This window comes from Mesorhizobium sp. M0870 (assembly GCF_040319775.1).
Lineage (GTDB): Bacteria > Pseudomonadota > Alphaproteobacteria > Rhizobiales > Rhizobiaceae > Mesorhizobium.
Window position 1 is genome coordinate 1 of record NZ_JAMYOI010000026.1, and the last position, 21,232, is coordinate 21,232.

At 63.3% G+C, this 21,232-nt stretch carries 13 protein-coding genes; 4 read left to right on the forward strand and 9 right to left on the reverse strand.

The window, feature by feature from the left end; genetic code table 11:
* Positions 1–128 precede the first annotated feature (128 nt).
* Positions 129–1,178, reverse strand: coding sequence for a threonine aldolase family protein (locus NKH97_RS25600; protein WP_352799045.1), 1,050 nt, complete (start codon positions 1,176–1,178; stop codon positions 129–131).
* A 494-nt stretch (positions 1,179–1,672) separates the two neighbouring features.
* Here NKH97_RS25600 and gltB point away from each other — a divergent pair, with 494 nt between their 5' ends.
* Together gltB and NKH97_RS25610 are read left to right on the forward strand one after the other, a co-directional pair.
* Positions 1,673–6,409: a glutamate synthase large subunit gene (gltB, locus tag NKH97_RS25605; protein ID WP_352775020.1), complete on the forward strand. Its 4,737-nt coding sequence runs from the start codon at positions 1,673–1,675 to the stop codon at positions 6,407–6,409.
* A gap of 140 nt (positions 6,410–6,549) precedes the next feature.
* On the forward strand, positions 6,550–8,004 hold the full coding sequence (locus NKH97_RS25610; RefSeq protein WP_128303125.1) for a glutamate synthase subunit beta: 1,455 nt from the start codon (positions 6,550–6,552) through the stop codon (positions 8,002–8,004).
* 161 nt (positions 8,005–8,165) lie between these two features.
* Here the strand turns inward: NKH97_RS25610 and NKH97_RS25615 are convergent, their stop codons facing one another.
* The gene (locus NKH97_RS25615; protein WP_352799046.1) at positions 8,166–9,380 is read right to left on the reverse strand and encodes an SGNH/GDSL hydrolase family protein; all 1,215 of its coding nucleotides are present in this window, start codon (positions 9,378–9,380) and stop codon (positions 8,166–8,168) included.
* A 126-nt stretch (positions 9,381–9,506) separates the two neighbouring features.
* Entirely contained in the window at positions 9,507–10,727 is a 1,221-nt protein-coding gene (locus NKH97_RS25620; RefSeq protein WP_352794850.1) for a lytic murein transglycosylase, read from the reverse strand.
* A 209-nt stretch (positions 10,728–10,936) separates the two neighbouring features.
* Between NKH97_RS25620 and galU the strand changes: the two genes are divergently transcribed.
* Positions 10,937–11,842 carry a UTP--glucose-1-phosphate uridylyltransferase GalU gene (gene galU, locus NKH97_RS25625; protein WP_352799047.1) on the forward strand — a complete coding sequence of 302 codons (906 nt, stop codon included), beginning with the start codon at positions 10,937–10,939 and terminating at the stop codon, positions 11,840–11,842.
* Between the two features lie 40 nt (positions 11,843–11,882).
* Here the strand turns inward: galU and NKH97_RS25630 are convergent, their stop codons facing one another.
* Positions 11,883–13,673 carry an outer membrane beta-barrel protein gene (locus NKH97_RS25630; protein ID WP_352799048.1) on the reverse strand — a complete coding sequence of 597 codons (1,791 nt, stop codon included), beginning with the start codon at positions 13,671–13,673 and terminating at the stop codon, positions 11,883–11,885.
* Positions 13,674–13,923: 250 nt separating this feature from the next.
* Between NKH97_RS25630 and NKH97_RS25635 the strand changes: the two genes are divergently transcribed.
* A complete protein-coding gene (locus NKH97_RS25635) occupies positions 13,924–14,925 on the forward strand; it encodes a KpsF/GutQ family sugar-phosphate isomerase (RefSeq protein ID WP_352799049.1) in 1,002 nt (333 codons plus the stop codon).
* A gap of 65 nt (positions 14,926–14,990) precedes the next feature.
* Here the strand turns inward: NKH97_RS25635 and NKH97_RS25640 are convergent, their stop codons facing one another.
* The 5 genes from NKH97_RS25640 to NKH97_RS25660 all read right to left on the reverse strand — a co-directional run bounded on the left by NKH97_RS25640 (position 14,991) and on the right by NKH97_RS25660 (position 21,089).
* On the reverse strand, positions 14,991–15,455 hold the full coding sequence (locus NKH97_RS25640) for an NfeD family protein (RefSeq protein WP_352632051.1): 465 nt from the start codon (positions 15,453–15,455) through the stop codon (positions 14,991–14,993).
* 11 nt (positions 15,456–15,466) lie between these two features.
* Entirely contained in the window at positions 15,467–16,417 is a 951-nt protein-coding gene (locus tag NKH97_RS25645; RefSeq protein ID WP_128303119.1) for an SPFH domain-containing protein, read from the reverse strand.
* 121 nt (positions 16,418–16,538) lie between these two features.
* Positions 16,539–17,750 (reverse strand): NAD(P)/FAD-dependent oxidoreductase, encoded by a 1,212-nt coding sequence (locus NKH97_RS25650; RefSeq protein WP_128303118.1) that lies wholly within the window; start codon positions 17,748–17,750, stop codon positions 16,539–16,541.
* Positions 17,751–17,802: 52 nt separating this feature from the next.
* Positions 17,803–18,867 (reverse strand): ferrochelatase, encoded by a 1,065-nt coding sequence (hemH, locus tag NKH97_RS25655; protein ID WP_023810064.1) that lies wholly within the window; start codon positions 18,865–18,867, stop codon positions 17,803–17,805.
* A 236-nt stretch (positions 18,868–19,103) separates the two neighbouring features.
* The gene (locus tag NKH97_RS25660; protein WP_352799050.1) at positions 19,104–21,089 is read right to left on the reverse strand and encodes a 5'-nucleotidase C-terminal domain-containing protein; all 1,986 of its coding nucleotides are present in this window, start codon (positions 21,087–21,089) and stop codon (positions 19,104–19,106) included.
* Positions 21,090–21,232: the final 143 nt, after the last annotated feature.

Genomic DNA, 21,232 nt, shown 5'->3' on the forward strand with positions numbered 1-21,232 from the left:
CCTTCGCCCGTCCGCCCCCACCCCCACCCCCTCCCCCCCCCACCCCCCCCACAACCACACCCCCCCCCCCCCCGCCGCCCCGCCGCCCCGCCCCCCCCCCGCTTTTTTGTTGTCGGGGATATCCGTTATCAGGCGATCAGCTGGCCAAAACGGTCGACTTCATCGGCTGTCGTCGCAAAGCTGGTGACGAAGCGGTAGAGCAACTCGTCCTCACCGATGTGGCCGTCAAAGCCATGCGGCTTGTGCCAGTCGTAGAAGGCGGCCCCCGCGGCCTGCAGCCCCTCGGCCTCGGCTTTCTTGATCACCGCGAAAACCTCGTTCGCCTGCGGCAGCCATGCCAGCTTGGCCGTGGCCGAATCCTCGATCGCGGCGGCAAGGCGTGCGGCCATAGCGTTGGCGTGGCGGGCGGTGTCCAGCCACAGTCCATCCTTGAAATAGGCCTCGAACTGCGCCGCCACGAAGCGCGATTTCGAAAACAGCTGGGCGGCGCGCTTGCGCAGGAAGGCCAATTCCCTGGTACGATCAAGATCGAACAGCACGACCGCCTCGGCGCACCAGCAGCCGTTCTTGGTGCCGCCGAAGGAGAGGATGTCGACGCCGCGTCTCCAGGTCATTTCGGCCGGTGTCGTCTCGAGTGCGACCAACGCATTGGCAAAGCGGGCGCCATCCATGTGCAGGGGCACCGAATATTGTTTGGCGATCGCGGAGATCGTCTCGATCTCATCCAGGCCGTAGATGGTGCCGACCTCGGTCGACTGGGTGATCGAAACGGCCATCGGTCGTCCCCAATGGACGATTTCCGGTGCGAAACGGCCGATGGTCCTTTCCAGATTGTGCGGATCGATCTTGCCCAGCGCGCCATCGATCTCATGCAGGCGAGAGCCGCCGGAAAAATACACCGGCGCGCCGCATTCGTCCTCGATGACATGCGATTCGCGATGAGCAAAGGAAATGCCGCCCGGCTTGTTGTAAGCGGTGAGCGCCAGCGAATTGGCGGCCGTGCCGGTGGCGACGAAGAACACCGCGACCTCTCGTTCGAAAATCTCGCTGAAGCGCTGGTAGACTGCCCGGTCGAGCGCACCGTCGCCATAGGCGGTGGAAAAGCCGCCGGCATTGGCCGACAGGCCGGCGGCAATATTGGGATGGGCGCCTGCCCAATTGTCGGAAGCGAAGAACATGCATCTGCCTATGTCTTGGGAGATCGGGGCTTTGGGGAAATCAGCCTGAAGTTGACCGGTTTCGCGAGCGGACCGCAAGGGGCCAGGCGCCGGAAAAATGGTAAAGCCAGCCAACCGACAAAGCCCAGGTCGAAGACTGAAGCTTACGTTTTTCCTCAACTTCACGACATTTTCTGTCGCGGAAAGCCCAAGTTTTTTGTGAATCGGTCTTGTGTGCGTCCCAGATTTCTGCGATAAAAATTTAGGACAGTAGTGCTGTCTTATTTTGTCGCACAAAACGAGCTGGATTGGCGTATCATTTGGGCCTCTCCGGCTGTTGCCGCGAGCGACAGGTGGACAGCCAGACTCTGGCCTGTACGATTACCAGATGCGATCCATGCGGAAAGCCGCCTGGTTCGGCAAGGATTTCGCAAGACGTGCCACAAGGATCAGGGTGAGCCAAGCGCTTGCCGAGGCAAACCAGCGCCTGAATGGCTGGGAATGGAGGACAGGAGATGACGGACATGACGCACTCTGCGACGAACGGCCAGGCCGCGCAGACGAAAGCGGCAACCGTCAAAACCATGTCCCGGACCGATATTGGCCGAACCGCCAACGGCCTTTCCGCCCAGGGCCTTTACGATCCTCGCAACGAGCATGACGCCTGCGGCGTCGGCTTCATCGTCAATATGAAGGGCGTGAAGTCGCATCAGATCGTCAAGGACGGGCTGGCTGTGCTCGAAAACCTGACGCATCGCGGCGCCGTTGGCGCCGATCCGCTGGTCGGCGATGGCGCCGGCGTGCTGGTGCAGCTTCCCGACCAATTCTTCCGTGAGGAGATGGCGGCCCAGGGCATCGACCTGCCGCCGGCCGGCCAGTACGGCGTTGGACACTGGTTCATGCCGCAGGACGCGGCCCTTCGCGCCCATATCGAGGACATCATTGCCGAATCGGCGCAATCCGAGGGGCTTCCGCTCATCGGTTTCCGTGACGTGCCCGTCGACAATTCGTCGCTGTCGAAGGCGCCTGACATCGTGGCATCCGAGCCGTTCCATCGGCAGATATTCATCGGCCGCACGCCAGACATTACCGATGACGAGGAATACGAGGCCAGGCTCTATCTGCTGCGCAAGGTGATATCGGGCCGCATCTACGCCGAGAACGACAACAAGGACATCGGCGCCTATTGCGTGTCGCTGTCGGCGCGCACCATCGTCTACAAGGGCATGTTCCTGGCCTACCAGGTCGGCGCCTATTACAAGGACCTGATCGATCCGCGCTTCGAGACCGCGCTGATCCTCGTCCACCAGCGCTTCTCGACCAACACCTTCCCGTCTTGGAAGCTGGCGCATCCCTACCGCATGGTCGCCCACAATGGCGAGATCAACACCGTGCGCGGCAACAACAACTGGATGGCTGCGCGCCAGGCGTCGGTCGATTCCGAACTGTTCGGCAACAACATCTCGAAGCTGTGGCCGATTTCCTATGACGGCCAGTCCGACACCGCCTGCTTCGACAATGCGCTCGAGTTCCTGTTCCAGGGCGGGTACAGGCTCAGCCACGCCATGATGATGCTGATCCCGGAAGCCTGGGCCGGCAACAAGCTCATGGATGCCGATCGCAAGGCCTTCTACGAATACCATGCGGCACTGATGGAGCCGTGGGACGGGCCGGCGGCGGTGGTTTTCACCGATGGACGCCAGATCGGCGCCACGCTCGACCGCAATGGCCTGCGCCCGGCACGCTACATCGTCACCGACGACGACCGCGTCATCATGGCCTCGGAAGCCGGCGTGCTGCCGGTGCCCGAGGAGAAGATCGTCAAGAAGTGGCGGCTGCAGCCAGGCCGGATGCTGCTGATCGACCTGGAGAAGGGGCGTATCGTCTCCGACGAGGAGCTCAAGTCGGAGATCGCGACCAAGCATCCCTACAAGACCTGGCTCGCCAACACACAGCTCATCCTCGAAGATTTGAAGCCGGTCGAGCCGCGCGCGCTGCGCAAGGATGTCAGCCTGCTCGATCGCCAGCAGGCGTTCGGCTACAGCCAGGAAGACACCAAGCTTTTGATGTCGCCGATGGCGACAACAGGCCAGGAGGCGGTGGGCTCGATGGGCACCGACACGCCGATCTCGGCGATGTCGGACAAGTCGAAGCTGCTCTACACCTATTTCAAGCAGAATTTCGCCCAGGTCACCAATCCGCCGATCGACCCGATCCGCGAGGAGCTGGTGATGAGCCTGGTGTCCTTCATCGGGCCACGGCCCAACATCTTCGACCTGGTCGGCAATTCGCGCCGCAAGCGGCTTGAGGTGCGCCAGCCGATCCTGACCAATGGCGATCTCGAAAAAATCCGTTCCATCGGCCACACCGAGGACCGCTTCGACACCAAGACGATCGACATCACCTATGGCTCGGCCGAAGGGGCCGCGGGCATGCAGGGCGCCATCGACCGGTTGTGCGAGCGGGCGGAGGCGGCGGTCGCCGGCGGCTACAACATCATCATCCTGTCCGACCGCCAGGTCGGGCCGGACCGCATCGCCATACCGGCGCTGCTGGCTACGGCTGCGGTCCATCATCACCTCATCCGCAAGGGGCTGCGCACCTCGGTCGGGCTCGTCGTCGAATCCGGCGAGCCGCGCGAAGTGCATCATTTCTGCTGCCTTGCCGGCTATGGCGCCGAGGCGATCAACCCTTACCTTGCCTTCGACACGCTGCTCGACATGCACAAGCGCGGGGAACTGCCGAAGGAGGTGGACGCCTACGAAGTCGTCACGCGCTACATCAAGTCGATCGGCAAGGGCATCCTCAAGGTGATGTCCAAGATGGGCATCTCGACCTATCAGTCCTATTGCGGCGCGCAGATTTTCGACGCCATCGGCCTGAAGACCGATTTCGTGCAGCAATATTTCACCGGCACCGCGACGCTGATCGAAGGCGTCGGGCTGGACGAGATCGCGGCCGAGACGCTAAGCCGCCACAATGACGGTTTCGGCAACGACCCCGTGCTGCGCAACAGCCTCGAGGTCGGCGGCGAGTACATGTACCGCATGCGCGGCGAGGCCCATATCTGGTCGCCCGACGCTGTCGCCACCTTGCAGCACGCCGTGCGCCAGGGATCGTGGGAAACGTTCAAGGACTATTCCGCCCAGATCGACAGCGAGACGGCCCGCGCCCAGACCATTCGCGGCCTGTTCAAGATCAAGCTGGCCGGAGAAACCGGCCGCAAGAAAGCGGCGCTCGACGACGTCATGTCAGCGGCCGACATCGTCAAGCGGTTCTCGACCGGGGCGATGTCGTTCGGTTCGATCTCGCGCGAAGCGCACACGACGCTGGCGCGCGCGATGAACCAGATCGGCGGCAAGTCGAACACCGGCGAGGGCGGCGAAGAGGCCGACCGCTATCTGCCGCTGCCCGGCGGCGGCAAGAACCCCGAACGCTCGGCGATCAAGCAGATCGCCTCGGGGCGTTTCGGCGTCACGGCCGAATACCTCGTCAATTCCGACATGATGCAGATCAAGGTGGCGCAGGGCGCCAAGCCCGGCGAGGGCGGCCAGTTGCCCGGCCACAAGGTCGACGCGACCATCGCCAAGGTCCGGCATTCGACGCCGGGCGTCGGCCTGATCTCGCCGCCGCCGCATCACGACATTTATTCGATCGAGGATCTGGCACAGCTGATCTACGATCTGAAGAACGTCAATCCGGCGGCCGACGTGTCGGTCAAGCTGGTGTCGGAAGTCGGCGTCGGCACGGTTGCGGCGGGCGTTGCCAAGGCACGCGCCGACCACATCACCATTTCGGGCTATGACGGCGGCACGGGCGCCTCGCCGCTGACCTCGCTCAAGCATGCCGGCAGCCCTTGGGAAATGGGCCTTGCCGAGACGCACCAGACGCTGGTGCTGAACGGCTTGCGGTCGCGCGTCGCGCTGCAGGTCGACGGCGGCTTGCGCACCGGGCGCGACGTGATCATCGGCGCGCTGCTCGGCGCCGATGAATTCGGCTTCTCGACCGCGCCGTTGATCGCGGCCGGCTGCATCATGATGCGCAAGTGCCATCTCAACACCTGCCCGGTCGGCGTCGCGACGCAGGATCCGGTGCTGCGCAAGCGCTTCAAGGGCACGCCCGAGCATGTCATCAACTTCTTCTTCTATGTCGCGGAAGAGGTGAGGGAGCTGCTCGCCGAGATGGGCTACACCCATCTCGACCAGATCATCGGCGACACCGATCTTCTGGAGAAGCGCGACCTGATCGTGCACTGGAAGGCACGCGGGCTCGATTTCTCGAAGATGTTCTTCAAGCCGGATGCGCCGCATGAGGCGGTGCACTGGACCGAGCGGCAGAAGCACCCGATCGACGACGTGCTCGACCGCAAGCTGATCGAGTTGGCCAAGCCGGCGCTTGAGAGCAAGCTGCCGGTCAAGATCGAGGTCGACATCCGCAATGTCGACCGCTCGACGGGCGCCATGCTGTCGGGTGAAGTGGCCAAGCGCTTCAAGCACAAGGGCCTGCGCGAGGACACGATCCAGGTGAAGCTGACCGGCACTGCCGGCCAGTCCTTCGGCGCCTTCCTGGCGCGCGGCATCTCGTTCGAGCTTGTCGGCGCCGGCAACGACTATGTCGGCAAGGGCCTGTCGGGCGGCCGCATCGTCATCCGGCCGCCGGAAGGGGCCAAGATCGTCGCGGCTGAGTCCATCATCGTCGGCAATACGGTGCTCTATGGCGCAACCGAGGGCGAGGCCTACTTCGCCGGCGTCGCAGGCGAGCGTTTCGCCGTGCGCAATTCGGGCGTCGCCGCCGTCGTCGAAGGCGTTGGCGACCATGGCTGCGAGTACATGACCGGCGGCATCGTCGTCGTCATAGGCAAGACCGGCCGCAACTTCGCCGCCGGCATGTCGGGCGGCGTCGCCTATGTGCTCGATGAGGCAGGCGACTTCGCCGAGCGCTGCAACATGGCGATGGTCGAGCTGGAGCCGGTTCCCGAAGAAGACGATTTGATGGAGAGGCTGCTGCACCATGGCGGCGACCTCGACCACAAGGGCCGCGTCGACGTGTCCGGCGACATGACCAGCCATGACGAGGAGCGGCTTTACCAGCTGATTTCCAACCATGTGCATTACACCGGGTCGGTGCGTGGCCGCGAGATCCTCGACGACTGGACGACTTTCCGGCCGAAGTTCCGCAAGATCATGCCGGTCGAATATCGCCGTGCCCTGATCGAGATGGAACGCATGCGCATGGGCGTCGCGGCGGAATAGGCTTGCAATTGCCGGGGAGCCCAGGCTTCCCGGCCCATCTTCATCGACAGTTTGACCTCCGGCGCAAGGTTGCCATGGCTGCCTCAAGGGGTTAACGGGTGCGGCGAAAACCGTACCATCTGGACAGCAGGAACTGGACTATGGGCAAGGTAACAGGCTTTCTCGAAATCGACCGGCAGGTGCACAAGTACCAGCCGGCCTCCGATCGCATCCGGCATTTCCGCGAATTCACGCTGCCGATGTCGGACAAGGAGGTCGAGAAACAGGCCGCGCGCTGCATGGATTGTGGCATTCCGTTCTGCCACGGGCCGACCGGCTGCCCGATCCACAACCAGATTCCGGACTGGAACGATCTCGTCTACAATGGCGATTGGGACAACGCGATCCGCAACCTGCATTCGACCAACAATTTCCCGGAGTTCACCGGCCGCATCTGCCCCGCGCCCTGCGAGGAAGCCTGCACGCTGAACCTGGAGGACATTCCCGTCGCCATCAAGACGGTCGAGCAGGCGATCGCCGACAAGGCCTATGAAACCGGCCATATCAGGCCCTATCCACCGGAGAAGAAAACCGGCAAGCGCGTCGCCGTCATCGGCTCCGGCCCTGCCGGCATGGCGGCCGCCCAGCAGCTTGGCCGCGCCGGACACGATGTCCATGTCTACGAGCGCGAAAGCCGGCCCGGCGGGCTGATGCGCTACGGCATTCCCGACTTCAAGATCGAGAAGCACTATATCGACCGGCGCATCGAGCAGATGCAGGGTGAGGGCGTGACATTCCATTGCGGCGTCAATGTCGGCGTCGACAAGCCGGTTGCCGAGCTGCTCGCCGAACATGATGCCGTGCTCTATTGCGGCGGCTCGGAAACGCCGCGCGCGGCCGGCATTCCCGGCGACGATCTCGGCGGCGTGCATGACGCGATGCCCTATCTGGTGCAGCAGAACAGGCGAGTCGGCGGCGAACCGATCCAGTCGGTGGCGTGGCCGTCGCATCCGATCATCGCCGGCGGCCAGCATGTGGTCGTCGTCGGCGGCGGCGATACAGCGTCCGACTGTGTCGGCACGGCCTTCCGCCAGGGCGCCGTGCGTGTCACCCAACTCGACATCCGCCCGCAGCCGCCGGAGAAGGAAGACAAACTTTCGGTCTGGCCCTACTGGGCGACCAAGATGCGCACCTCGTCCTCGCAGGCCGAAGGCGCGGAGCGCGAATTCCAGGTGGCGACGCTCGAATTCATCGGCGAGGAAGGCCAACTGACCGGCGTCAAGTGCTGCGAGGTCGATGACAAGCGCAAGCCGATCGCCGGTACCGAATTCGTCATTCGTGCCGATCTCGCTTTCATCGCCATCGGCTTTGCCGGGCCGGCCGCGGCCGGTGTGGCGAGAGAATTGGACGGGCAGATGAAGATCGCCACCGACAGCCGCCGTTCCAGGAATGTCGAGGCCAATGACCGCGACTACAGGACCAGCGTGGACAGGCTCTATGCGGCCGGCGACGTGCGTCGTGGCCAGTCGCTGGTCGTCTGGGCGATCCGCGAGGGCCGCCAGGCGGCACGCTCGATCGACGAGGCGTTGGTGGGGTCGAGCGTCCTCCCGCGCTGAGCCCGTTTGGAAACTCTACTCCTGCGGCCATCTGAAGGCGTTTTCTGCGCTTCCGGTGCTCGCGTACTCAAATGTACGCTCCGCTCCGGTTCTCGAAAACACCATCATATGACTCGCAGGAGCGAGTTTCGAAACGGCCTCGGAGCCGGTGCGAAGCGATACTAACGATTGATCGCGGTCGTGGTGTCGGTTGCGGCTGCAGCCTTCGGCGGCCAGGAGAAATCGTCGGCGCGGCCGGGCGATGCAATCGGTGCCTTGCCCTCGACCACAAGCTTTTCACCGGGCAGGTCCGGACTTGCCTTCGCCGGCGGGGCCGCGCCAAGCAGCTCGGAGCCGCCATCGAGTGCCGGATCGCTGAGCAGCATCGGCGCGGTGCGGTCGATGACGATGGGTGCCGCGGCCGGCGCCGGCGCCTCGACAGGGGCGCCCGCCGGAGCGGACGGCGTAACCACGCTTCCCGGCGCGGTCAGGCCGAGGATCTTCAGCAGCGGTTTTTCGGTATAGAAGGCGAGCTTGCGCTTGCCCGCCCTCGAGACGTTGATGCCGTCATCGGCGCGCAGCCGCACCGGCTGGCCGTTGATGTCGGGGCCGCTGGTGACGAAAGCACCGTTCTCATCGACGAAGCCGTCCCAGACGTCGACGAATTCACCGCCATGGCTTTCAGCGGCCTGATGGTAGATGTCGTTGAAGGCCAGCATGTCGGAGGTCATCTTCGGCACCCGGAACGCCGGCATGCCGACCCATAGGAAAGGTACCTTTGCCTCCGCCATAGCTTTGCCGAACGCCTCGGTCCGGCGCTCATATTCCTTGGTCCAGGTTTCAGAGCGGGGTTGTTCGCGCACGTCACCCACCTTCATCTGCTGGCGGTCGTTGGAACCCAGCATGACGATCACGGCGGCAGGTTTTTCGGTCTCGATCAGCGATTTGATCTGTTCGGGCCAGTTGTAGAAGTCGTCGCGTACGAAGCCGGACGAGCCATTGCTGCGAACGACGATCCTGACGCCGGTATTCTCGGCAAAGGCGGTGTCGAGGCCTTCGGCGAGGCCGGCCGCCATGAAGTCGCCGACCACCAGGACGGTGCGGGCGTCCGGTGCCTTGTCGACCACCGGGATTTCCGGTTCCGCGGGCGGGCGAGGGGCGCGGGGTTTTTTCGCCTTGGGCCTGGGCCTCGGCTTCTGGATGTCCTGCGGCGGCTCGATGCGCTCGCTGCGGCGCGGAAACAGAAGGTCGCGCAACGACCAGCCGCGGTTTTGCTGCTCCTGCGCCATGGCGGGCGCATGAAAGGCGCCAGCCACACCGACGGTGAGCACGATCACGGCCAGGATGAGCACCGGCATGCGACGAACAAGCCCTGCGATGCGCGCAGCCGAAGCCAATCGTTTCCTCCATCCCTTGGCGCAGCCCTTTTTGAAAAGTCGTACGTTTCAAACGGACTTTGCGCCAACCAGATTGCTACAGCGTCCTTTGCGCGGCCGGAAGGCCGCGCGGCACCGCAGGCGGCTCTATTTCTGCCGGAGCCACTTCAGCACTTCCATGCTCGGGTAACCGTCCTGGGTCAAGCCGGCCTTGGCCTGGAAGGCCAAGATGGCTGATTTCGAGCCGTCGCCGATCTTGCCGTCGAACTTGCCGTCATAAAGGCCATGTTGGGAAAGCCGCTGCTGCAGCTCCTGCCTTTCCTCGAAAGTGAGCTTGGTGAAAGGCCGCTTCCAGTCCTGCACGAGACCGCTGGAGCCGGCGATTTCGTCGGCAAGAAGGCCGACGGCCAGCGCATATTTGTCGGCGTTATTGTAGGCTTTGATGACCGTGAAATTCTTGATCATCAGGAAGGCCGGCCCGTTGCGGCCGTCCGGCACCTTCAGCGTCGCCTTGTCGGAGCCGTTCTTGAACGGCTTGCCATTGGCCCTGACCACGCCGAGCGCCTGCCACTGCGACAGCGTCTTGGAACCGCCGGGAAGTTTGCCGGCCGGCAAGGCAACCTCGTAGCCCCAGGTTTTGCCGGCCTGCCAGCCATTCTTCTTCAACAGATTGGCTGATGTCGCCAGCGCATCGGGAATCGAATTCCAGATGTCGCGTTTGCCGTTGCCGTCTATGTCGACGGCATAGTGGAGATAGCTGGTCGGGATGAACTGGGTATGGCCCATGGCGCCGGCCCAGGATCCGCTCAGATGGCTTTCGTCGATATCGCCGGTCTGCAGGATCTTCAGCGCGGCGATCAGCTGGGTGCGGGCGAATTTCGCCCGCTTGGGATCGGCATAGGCTAAGGTCGCCAGCGAGCGCACGACGTTGCGCATGATGTCGTCGCGCTTGAGGATCTCGCCATAGTTCGATTCCATCGACCAGATGGCCAGCAGGATGTAGCGGTTGACACCGAACCTGGCCTCGATCCGGTCCAGCCACGGCTTCCATTTCCTGGCCATCTGCTGGCCGACGGCGACCGACTGGTCATGGACGCGGTTGTCGAAATAGTCCCAGGCAGGGGCCGTGAATTCAGGCTGCGTACGCGCCTTTTCCAGCACCACCGGATCTATATCCCTGATGTTCCTGAAGGCCTGGTCGTAGAGGGCGCCGGAAACGCCGCTCTGCACGGCGGTGGCGCGGAAGCCGGCGACCCACTGCCGGAAACCGGCATCGGCGAAAGCGGGGCCAGGCATCAGCAGAGCGAGCGATAGGCTGGCTGCCGCTATGACGCTGGTAAAACGTTTTGCGGCATTGCGAACGGACATCTTTTCCTCCTTCTCTGTCTCAGGAAAGACCATTCATCGCCGAACCAGGTTAGGAATTAGTTTACCATAGGCGCCACCGGGAACGAAAAGACGCTTCGAAGCTTTACCGGTGGACATTCCTCTTAGTTGCCCAGTAGTCCCCAATTCCGGCGTGAAAATGTCTTGGAACGGGGATTGCGGAGCTGGCCCTCAAACGGATAATTGAAAGCATGAAGAGAGTTCGCAAGGCAGTCTTCCCGGTCGCTGGTCTCGGCACACGGTTTCTCCCGGCCACCAAGGCTGTCCCCAAGGAAATGCTGACCGTCGTCGACCGGCCGGTGATCCAGTATGTGGTGGATGAGGCGCGCGAGGCCGGCATCGAGCATTTCATCTTCGTCACCGGCCGCAACAAGGCCGTCATCGAGGACCATTTCGACATCCAGTTCGAACTCTATGACACGCTGGCCCAGCGCGGCAAAGACGACCAGCTCGCCCGCCTGCAACGGCTGCAGCCGGCGCCGGGGCAGACCAGTTTCACACGCCAGCAGGTACCGATGGGACTTGGTCACGCCGTCTGGTGCGCCCGCGAGCTCGTCGGCGACGAGCCCTTCGCGCTTTTGCTGCCCGACATGATCATGCAGTCGGAGAAGAGCTGCACGAAGGCAATGGTCGAGCTCTACGAGGAGACCGGCAACAACATCATCGCGGTGCAGGAATGCGCTCCCGCCGTAACCCACAAATACGGCATCGTCGGCCGCGGCGAGGACACGCATCACGGTTTCCGCATCACCGAGATGGTGGAAAAGCCGAAGGCCGGCACCGCGCCGTCCAATCTTTACATCAACGGCCGCTACATCCTGCAGCCGGAGATATTCAAGATCCTCGAAGGCCAGGAAAAAGGCGCCGGCAACGAGATCCAGCTCACCGACGCCATGCTGAAGCTGGAAAAGCAGCAGCCTTTCTACGGCTACCACTATCGAGGCCGCACGTTCGACTGCGGATCGCCGGAAGGCTTCGTCGAGGCCAACGTCGCCTTCGCGCTGTGGCGCAGCGACATGAACGAGAACATGGCCGGCGTCATCCGCACGCTTCTCGACGAGCTGAAGCCGTCTGAGCGCCGCGGCGCTGCGTTTTAAGGTATTCTAGCGAGCGGCCGGATGTCGTTGGTGCGGCCGTTCAGCGCTGCACCTTGACGCCGAGGAAGATGCTGTTGGCGGTGTAGTCCCGGCCCGGCAGATTGCTGGTCAGCTTCTCGGTCCTCACTCTTGTGGTCAGGCCGGCGTAGCGGTTCAGCCACCAGGTCAGTCCGGCCTCGGCGCTCAATACCCTGTCATGGCCGTCGATGCCGATGTAATCACGCCAGTCGAGGCCCAGAGCCGCGTTGGCGGTGAGGTTGGCGCGAATCTGGCGTTCGCCTGTCAGGCGACCGGAATAGAGGATGTCGCCGCTTTCGCCCGATGTGGTCGTGGGCTCGACGGTAGTCCGCCCGGTCAGGCCGATCGTTGTGCCGCGCTCGGGTGACCATTTGAGGTCGGCGTTGACGGTGGCACCGGAGATCGCATCAAGATTTTTGTCGTCGATCGCTTCCCTGAGCCAGCCGGCCGAGAATTCGCCCGACAGCTTCTCACCCATATCGAGTGCAAGGCCAGCGCGGGCGCCGAGCCGCGTCGACGAGCGCTCGAAGCCTTCATTATCGATGCGTTGATCATAGGTCCGGCGGCCGACCTCGATTTCGGTGAAAGGGGTCAGGGCAGGGGAGATCTCGTAGCCGGTGCGCAACGTCGCCGTGTAGAGCGTGGAGTCCTGATCCTTCTGCGACAGCGAGGTGCCGTCCGAGAGCTTGGCGTCGCCGTAGAAGTCGTGCGAGACCGCGCCGGTCAACGTGTACTGCATCTTGCCGAGATGCTTTTCGACGGCGAGGCTGCCATCGATGGTCTGCCGCAGCGGCTGCTTGCTGACGCCCGCGATGGCGTCCGGCGATGATGCCGATTCCGGCACGGCCTCGTAGCCGAGCTTGGCGATGGCGCGCAACTCATTGTCGAGGTCGACATTGAGCTGGCCTTCGATGTGCCCTTGCTCGTCGTGAACCGGGTAACCCGAGACGGTCTCGCGAAAAAGGCCATAGCCGTCGATCGTGGCTGAGTTCTCGCGCCAGTCGGAGGCGGCGGAAAAGCGCAGCGCCGTCTCGGACAGCAGCGCCGACGTGCCGGCACTGCTCGAATCGCCGTTCGATGTGGCGGTCAGGCCCTGTTCGATCGTCGGCCGGATGACGAAGGAACCCCATTTGACGCCGGTGGCGGCGAATGGATCATCCTCCGGTTTCTTCTTCTGGCCTTCGATGGCGTCCGTGCGCTCCGCTCCTGGGTCAAGCTTCTGCCTGTCGGCACTGTCGATGGTGAGGGCGCGGCGGTTGGCCGTGTCCGCATCGGTCTCTGCACCATCGGCAGCGTCCGTCGTGGAGGCCGTCGTGGAAGCGGTGATGTCGGAGGCGCCGGCCGTCGATTTCTTCTTCTTTTTCGATTTGTCGGCAGCCTTGTCCTTGGCCTGGTCAGCCGCATTCTGCCTGGCGGTCGATGAGCGGCGGCGAGGCTTGGGCGGCGCCGCAGTGTCGGCGGACGTGTCGTCAGTGGCTGCCGGCGGGTCGAAGAGGCTGCCGGTCGCGGTGGCGTCGCCAGTGTCGGCGTCGTCAGGCACGGCACCGGCGCTGGCCGGCAGATAGGTGCGGGCCGGCGCATTGTCCTGCGCTGCATTGGCCGGCTGTTGACCCTGCGCTGCCAGGGCCAGCTGTCTCGCCTTGCGCTGCTGGTCGGACAGGATCGCCGATTCCGAAACCTCTCCGCGCAGTTCGGTTTCCTGGGCATGGAGCGCAGTCGGGCGCAGCAAGGCAAACATGCTGGTTGCCAGCAGCAAGGCGCAGACCGCCTTGCCCTTTCGTCCTGTCGAATTTTCTGGCTGGGCCCCGGACATCGCCACCACTGCTTGCGCGGCGCACGCGCGCCATACTTACCGAACCGTAAATGGGGATGGTTAACGGAGGGTTGAGGCGGCGGCCCGTCAGCCGCCTGAAGCGCTGATTTCCAAAGGCATTCATACCGCGTGCGTCAAGCTTTTGGTTTTCGCCCCTGCCGTCGTCAAAAACCACCGCACACGTTCGGGCAACACGCCTTGGGCCATTTCTGTTGGACAGCGCGCCGGCAAAGCGCTAATCGCATCAGCCATGCATGCGGGATCCATGGATAAGAAACCTTCGGACAGGCAAGCCTCGATCGCTTCGGCGCTGAGGACGGTGGCGACAGAACAGGCTGGTGTAGCAGCCCTTGCCGAGGCGCTGGAGAATGGGCTGGCCGGGCCTTTCGCCCAGGCCGTCGAGATGATCTCGGGGATTGAAGGCCGGCTCATCGTCACCGGCGTCGGCAAAAGCGGCCATATCGGTTCGAAGATCGCGGCGACGCTGGCCTCGACCGGCACGCCGGCTTTCTTTGTCCATCCCGCCGAAGCCAATCACGGCGATCTCGGCATGATCGCCAGGGACGACGCCATCATCGCCATGTCGTGGTCGGGCGAAAGCAAGGAACTGATGGGCATCGTCGCCTATTCCAGGCGCTTTTCCATTCCGCTGATCGCCATCACCGCCGGAGAGACATCGGCGCTGGCGCGGGCGGCGGACGTGGTGCTGCTTTTGCCGCGCGCTCCAGAGGCCTGTCCGCACGGCCTGGCGCCAACGACATCGACGCTGCTGCAACTGGTGATGGGCGACGCGCTGGCGATCGCGCTGCTCGAAGCACGCGGCTTCACGCCGGATCATTTCCGCACCTTTCACCCGGGCGGCCAGCTCGGCGCCAACCTGACGCAGATCCGCGAGATCATGCATGTCGGCGACAGGCTGCCGCTGGTGGTTGCGGGCACCGGCATGCAGGACGCGATCCTGGAACTGTCGCGCAAGGGGTTTGGCTGCGTCGCTATCACCGACGCCGACGGCGCGCTGGTCGGCATCATCACCGATGGCGACATCCGCCGTCACATCGGCAGCAATCTGCTGGCGATGACGGTGGATCAGGTGATGACAAAAGGCCCGAAGACCGCAACGCCGGACACGCTGGTGGCAACGGCGCTGCAAACGATCAACAATTCAGCCATCACCAGCCTGATGGTGGTGGAGGGCCGGAAACCAGTCGGCCTCATCCACCTGCATGACCTGCTGCGTATCGGCGCGGCCTAAGGCGCGTCGATATTCAGGTGATGCCGGCCTGACCCGGATCTCGACACACTCTTAACGCCGCTCGTTCAGACCGCCTCGACGGTCAGTTCCAGATCCGTATCGGCCGCGCCCGTCACGCGCACTTGCGTGCCGGCCGGCAAATCCGGGCCGGAGACACGCCACAGCGTATCGCCCAGCTTGATGCGGCCGCGTCCGTCCCGGATCGGCTCGGCAAGTGTCGCCATCCTGCCGACCATTTGCGCGCCGCGCCGGTTGAGCAGCGGCTGGTCGGTCGGGTCGTTGCGGCTGCCGACCAGCTTCTTGCCGACATAGGCCGAGACCAGCGACAGCGCCAGGAAGGCGAGGACCTGGACCTGCCAGGTCCAGAAGCCGGCGTCCCAGACCAGCAGCGACACGGCGCCGATGATCAGCGCGGCGATGCCGATCCACAGCATGAAGATACCCGGTGCGATGATTTCCATCACCAGCAGGACGAAACCGAGTACCATCCAGTTCCACGGGCCGAGTTCGGAAACGATGCGGTCGATCATTGGTTTCGACCTCAGTTGTCGGTTGGGCGAACGACCGGCGGGCGCGCGGCCTGCCTTTGCGAGCCGGTCGTGCCTTCGCTGCGGAAGACTTCCTTGGCGATCTCGCCGATGCCGCCGAGCGAGCCGATCAGCGACGACGCCTCGAAGGGCATCAGCACGATCTTGCTGTTGGTCGCCGTGCCGATCCTGCCAAGCGCTTCAGTGTATTTCAGCGCTACGAAATAGTTCAGCGCCTGCACATCGCCTTTGGAGATCGCTTCCGACACGACCTGGGTGGCGCGGGCTTCCGCCTCGGCCGAACGTTCGCGCGCCTCGGCATCGCGGAAGGCGGCTTCCTTGCGGCCCTCGGCCTCGAGGATCTGCGACTGCTTGAGACCTTCGGCGGCAAGGATCTGCGCGCGCTTGTTGCGTTCCGCCGTCATTTGCCGGCCCATCGATTCGATAAGGTTGGCCGGCGGGTTGATGTCCTTGATTTCGACGCGGGTGATCTTGATGCCCCACGGATGGGCCGCTTCATCGACGACGCGCAGCAGGCGCTCGTTGATGGCGTCGCGGTTCGACAGGAGTTCATCGAGGTCCATCGAACCCATGACGGTACGGATGTTGGTCATCGTCAGGTTGAGGATAGCGTTCTGCAGGCCGGCAACCTGGTAGGCGGCCTGCGCTGCGTTGAGGATCTGGAAAAAGGCAATGCCGTCGACACCGACGATGGCGTTGTCCCGGGTGATGATTTCCTGGCTCGGGACGTCGAGCACCTGCTCCATCATGTTCATCTTGGCGCCGATGCGGTCGATGAACGGGTAAATGAAATTGAGACCCGGGCTCAGTGTCTTGGTGTAACGGCCAAAACGCTCCACCGTATAATTGTAACCTTGCGGGATTGTCCTGATGCCTTTGATCAGCAGCACCAATACCAGAAGTGCAAGTGCACCAACCGCAATATCGAAACCACTGAAATCCATTTGGCTCTCCCTCAGACGAAGGCCGCTCAAGCCATTCTCGCGCAGCCGACTTCACCAAAAACTTAAGTGTATTTCAGATGCGTTACAATCAGGTGATGATGGATTGTTTATAGGGTTGCACTCAGCGGTTGAAGGCAAACAACCTTGCATCCGTGTCATCCAGCCCGTTGATCGAAGCCGGGACAATCTCGGAAGCGATCTGCGAGAAGGTGATGCCGTTGCCGCCGTAGCCCAGCACCGCATGGATGCGCGGGTGGCGGGGAATGGCGCCGATATAAGGCAGGCCGGTGGTCGTGGTGCCGAACGAGCCGGTCCAGGCAAAATCGGGTCTGGTGTCGAGATGCGGAAATATCAGGCCGAGCTTCTCGGCGATGCGTGTGCTCTTGTCGGCGATCAGCTCGTCGCGCCGCGCTTCGTCGATAAAATCCTCGTCCTCGCCGCCGCATATGACCCGGCCGTCGACCGTCGTGCGCATATACAGATACGGCTCCGACGCTTCCCAGATGAACGCTGCGTCCGGCCAGAGCTTTCGCGGTTGCGGGCGTGTCGCAATCGCCCATGTCGAGATGATCCGGTGGGCCGCGGCCGGCACGATGTCTACAAGTTCGTAGCCGGTGGCCAGAACAACATGTCGTGCGGTTATGGTCGGGCCATCCCTGGTCGCGACGACAACAGCTTCGGCGCTGTCCTCGATCATTGTGGCTTCGACGGGGGCATAGAAGCGTGCCTTGCGCTCCAGGGATTTCAGCAGCAGCCCAGCCGTCAGCTTGCGCGGGTCGAGCGCGATGTTGCCGTGGCCGAGAATGGCGCCTTCGCGGTCGATGCCGAATTTCTCGGCTAGCTGTTGTCGGGTTAAGCAGATGGCGCCGATGCCGGCTAGCCGACGTGCCTCGGCCTCGTCGCGCAGTTCCGACGGACCAAGCATCGTGCCGGCCAGATAGAGTGATGGCATGCGGCTCAGGCCACAGTTGATGCCGAGTTCGGCAATCCGTCCGGCGAGATTGGAAACGGCGAGCCGCGAGCGTCGCCAGGCCTGCTGGGCCGAGGCTCTGCCAACCATCTTCGCGAGCGTGGAGAGAGGCTGGTCTATTTCGAATGCCACCAGTGCGGTGGTTGCGGCCGTCGAGCCCTTCAGCGGGCCGCGCCGGTCGATGCAGATCACCCGATGGCCATCGGCCGTCAGCGCCTCGGCCATCATGGCGCCGCTGATGCCCATGCCGACGATCAGCACATCCGTCTTGACATCTCGGGTCAGACTGTCCGTCGGCACCGCAGGCGCCCGATAGGCGGACCAGACGGGCCGGCCACTACTGAGGTCGAGTTTGCGGGACATCGAATTCTCCGGAGGGCGCGCCTTAACGCCTCGGAGCAGGCGTTGTTCCGGTTCAGACCCAGCCGGACAGTTCGCGCCGCACCATCGCCTCGATCACCGCCATCCCTTCCGCGCTATCGTTGAGGCAAGGGATATGGGCGAAATTCTTGCCGCCGGCATGGTGGAAGGTTTCGGCCGCCTCGCGGCCGATCTCGTCCAGCGTCTCGATGCAGTCGACGGAAAAGCCGGGATTGACGATGGCGATCGACTTGACGCCGTCCTGCGCGAGTTTCTCGACCGTCTTGTCGGTATAGGGCTGCAGCCATTCCTGCGCCCCGAAGCGCGACTGGAAGGTGATGATCAGTTTCTTGTCATCCCAGCCAAGCCGTTCGCGCAGCAGCCGCGTCGTCTTCTGGCAATGGCAATGATAGGGGTCGCCCTTCTCGAAATAGGGTTTTGGAATGCCGTGATAGGAGGTGATGACCACCTCCGGCTCGAAGTCCAGCGTCGCCAGATGCCGTTCAATCGAGCGCGCCAGCGCTTCGATGTAGACCGGTTCGTCATAGTAGGGCGGCACGCTGCGGACGGCCGGTGCGCGGCGCATTTTCATCAGCGCGCGAAACAGCTGGTCGTTGGCTGTTGCCGTGGTCGTCGCTGAATATTGCGGATAGAGCGGGAAGGAAAGAATGCGGTCGCAGCCCTGGTCGACCAGACGCTGGGCAATGCTGGCGGTTGAAGGGTTGCCGTAGCGCATCGCCCAGTCGACGACGACATCAGGCAGGTCGCTCAGCGCTTCGGCCAGCTTTTCGGCCTGGGCGCGGGTATAGGTGCGCAGCGGCGACTCGTTCTTTTCCCGGTTCCAGATCCGTGCGTAGTTGGCGCCCGACTTCTTGGGCCGCGTGGTGAGCACAAGGCCATAGAGGATCGGATACCAGATTGCCCTGTTGAGCTCGATGACGCGCGGGTCGGACAGGAATTCACGGAGATACCGCCACATCGGCTTGAAATCGGTGCCGTCGGGCGTACCCAGATTGACCAGCATGACGCCTATCCTGCCCGCCTTGACCGGCGGATGCCCAGCGGGCAACGGGCCGAGCGCCTTTGCGGCCTTGGGTTCGGCAGGGGTGGGAAGCGTCATAAGGGTTCTCCGGAAGACGCGAACCTAACCATCTTGCGCGCGCATTCAATGCAGCGTCTGGCCGCACCTTAAAGCGGATTGTCTGAATGGATTCAGACGACCCGCTTTAAGTCTTTGTTTTTATGCATGTCGTTCTCCCAAAACCGAGTTCACTTTTGGGCGACATGCATTAGCCCGAAAACAGGACGCCCGTCCGGTTTTCGGGGGGGCGGCGTCATTCAGGCATCTAAGCGAGGCTATTTCGGCGGGATGGTCAGCGTTGCGCCGACCGGAAGCCGGCGCGGCTCATAGCCCTTGTTGGCGCCCGAAATGACCTTCCATTTGGCGCCGTCGCCATAGGCCTTCTTGGCCAGATCCCAATAGGTGTCGCCGGCAACGATGACATGGCTGGCTTCGGCCGGCGCCGCGTCGGCCGGCTTTGCCGGCTCGGCCGGTGCCGGCGCGGCTGGTGGCGCTGGTGGGGGAGGCGCTCCCTCGGTCGATACGGCCGGTGGTGTGTTGGCGATATCGCCCGAGTTGGCCGGCAATTCAGGCATTGCAGGTGCCGCTTCAGCAGGCTTGGCGGCTTCAGCCGGATCGGTTGCCGGGGCCGCAGGCGCCGCAGCGACGGTCGCGGCTATTTCGGTGATGCGGCCGTCGAGCTCCGGCGTGTAGGGTCGGTGGGCACCGAGATAGTCGGCAACCACCTGTTCGAGGCCGGGGCCGTAATCGTAGGCATTCTTGGCCTTGTCGGCGAAGACCTTGTAGCCGTCGCCGCCCTGGCGGACATAGTTGTTGGTTGCGACCAGATAGTCCTTGTCCGGCTTGATCGGCGTCCAGGCGCCGCCTTCCATGACTTCCACCGACTTGACGCGGCCGGCATTGGGCGCGACGGATTTGTCGAAGGAATATTTCAGGCCGGCGACCTGCGGGAAGCGCCCGGCGCCGTCCTCGACCTGGCTGAGGCCGCCCTCGAGGCCAGCCACCAGGTCCTTGCCGGAAATCTGGAAGGTCGCCAGCGTGTTCTGGAACGGCAGCACGGTCAGCACCTCGCCCATGGTGACGGTGCCCTTGTCGATCGAGGCGCGCAGGCCGCCGCCATTGGAGATGACGATCTCGACGCCCTGTCCCTTGACGCGGTCGAGGATGGCGTCGGAGACGAGATTGCCCATCGCGCATTCACGGGTGCGGCAGCTCTCACGACTGCCGTCGATGACGTCGGTGGTTTCCGCCACTTCCTTGTTCTTCAACGCCTCGATCGGCGCTCCAAGCTCCTTGATACGGGCGAGCACGGCCGGGTCGGGGGTGATCGACTTGTCGAGATAGATCGGGTCGCCGCTGGCCGATTTGACGACGCCATTGTCGTCGAACACCACCTTGAACTCGCCGAGATATTTCGAGTAGGACGCCGCCTGCACCACCGGCACCTTGTAGCCGTCCGGATTGTCGACCATCGTCGGGTAAGGGCCTTCCGCCTTCGGATCGGTGTTCGACAGCAGGGAATGGCTGTGGCCGCCGACGACGACATCGACGCCCGGGATCTTGGCAATCACGTCGCGCTCGCGCCTGTAGCCGATATGGGTCACGGCGATGATCTTGTTGACGCCTTCGCCCTTGAGCTTTTCGACTTCGGCGGTGATCGACTTGACGTCGTCCTCTATTGCGACGTTGGGTCCGGGGGAGGCGAGGTCCGGCGTGTCGTTGGTGATCGCGCCGATGATGCCGATCTTCTGGCCGTCGACCTCGACGACGATCGATGGCTTGACGCGGTCGCCGAGCTTGGATTGCGCGTTGGCCTTCACATTGGCGCCCAGCACCGGGAACTTGATCATGTCGAGGAACGGCGCCAGGGCCGCCTCGCCGTCGTCGAATTCATGGTTGCCGAGGGCCATGGCATCGAACTTCATGTCGTTGAGGAATTCGCCTTCGACCTTGCCCTTGTAGGTCGTGTAGAACAGCGATCCCTGGAAATTGTCCCCGGCGCTGAGCAGCAGCACGTTCTGGCCTTCCAGCTTCTTGCGCTCCTGGGCGATCGCGGTGATCAGCCGGCCCGCGCCACCGATGCACTCGCCCTTGGTCTCCTCGTCCGCCGAGCAGGTCGATTCATACTTGTTGTTGCCTTCGATGCGGCTGTGCCAGTCGTTGATATGCAGGATGTTCAGCGTGTAGTCGGCAAAGGACGCGCCGGCCGACAGGCCGAGTACTGAGGCTGACAGGGCTGCAATGGCGGCAAGCTTCTTCATCTTCGTCTCCCGGAAAGCTGATCAGAGGCCATTAGCGCCGTTGCTTGACTGGAACATAACAGCCGGCGCTTCGGCCATGTTCCCATCGCGTTCCGGATGACGCAAGCGGAATCCGGAACCCTTTGCCGGCATAAAAAAGGACG

Bases quoted from the DNA above. Each gene is read 5' to 3' on its own strand.
- NKH97_RS25650 (WP_128303118.1), bottom strand. From the start codon at position 17,750: ATGTCCCGCAAACTCGACCTCAGTAGTGGCCGGCCCGTCTGGTCCGCC.
- hemH (WP_023810064.1), bottom strand. From the start codon at position 18,867: ATGACGCTTCCCACCCCTGCCGAACCCAAGGCCGCAAAGGCGCTCGGC.
- NKH97_RS25640 (WP_352632051.1), bottom strand. From the start codon at position 15,455: ATGATCGACCGCATCGTTTCCGAACTCGGCCCGTGGAACTGGATGGTA.
- NKH97_RS25635 (WP_352799049.1), top strand. From the start codon at position 13,924: ATGCATGCGGGATCCATGGATAAGAAACCTTCGGACAGGCAAGCCTCG.
- NKH97_RS25630 (WP_352799048.1), bottom strand. From the start codon at position 13,673: ATGTCCGGGGCCCAGCCAGAAAATTCGACAGGACGAAAGGGCAAGGCG.
- NKH97_RS25610 (WP_128303125.1), top strand. From the start codon at position 6,550: ATGGGCAAGGTAACAGGCTTTCTCGAAATCGACCGGCAGGTGCACAAG.
- galU (WP_352799047.1), top strand. From the start codon at position 10,937: ATGAAGAGAGTTCGCAAGGCAGTCTTCCCGGTCGCTGGTCTCGGCACA.
- NKH97_RS25620 (WP_352794850.1), bottom strand. From the start codon at position 10,727: ATGTCCGTTCGCAATGCCGCAAAACGTTTTACCAGCGTCATAGCGGCA.
- gltB (WP_352775020.1), top strand. From the start codon at position 1,673: ATGACGGACATGACGCACTCTGCGACGAACGGCCAGGCCGCGCAGACG.
- NKH97_RS25660 (WP_352799050.1), bottom strand. From the start codon at position 21,089: ATGAAGAAGCTTGCCGCCATTGCAGCCCTGTCAGCCTCAGTACTCGGC.
- NKH97_RS25600 (WP_352799045.1), bottom strand. From the start codon at position 1,178: ATGTTCTTCGCTTCCGACAATTGGGCAGGCGCCCATCCCAATATTGCC.
- NKH97_RS25645 (WP_128303119.1), bottom strand. From the start codon at position 16,417: ATGGATTTCAGTGGTTTCGATATTGCGGTTGGTGCACTTGCACTTCTG.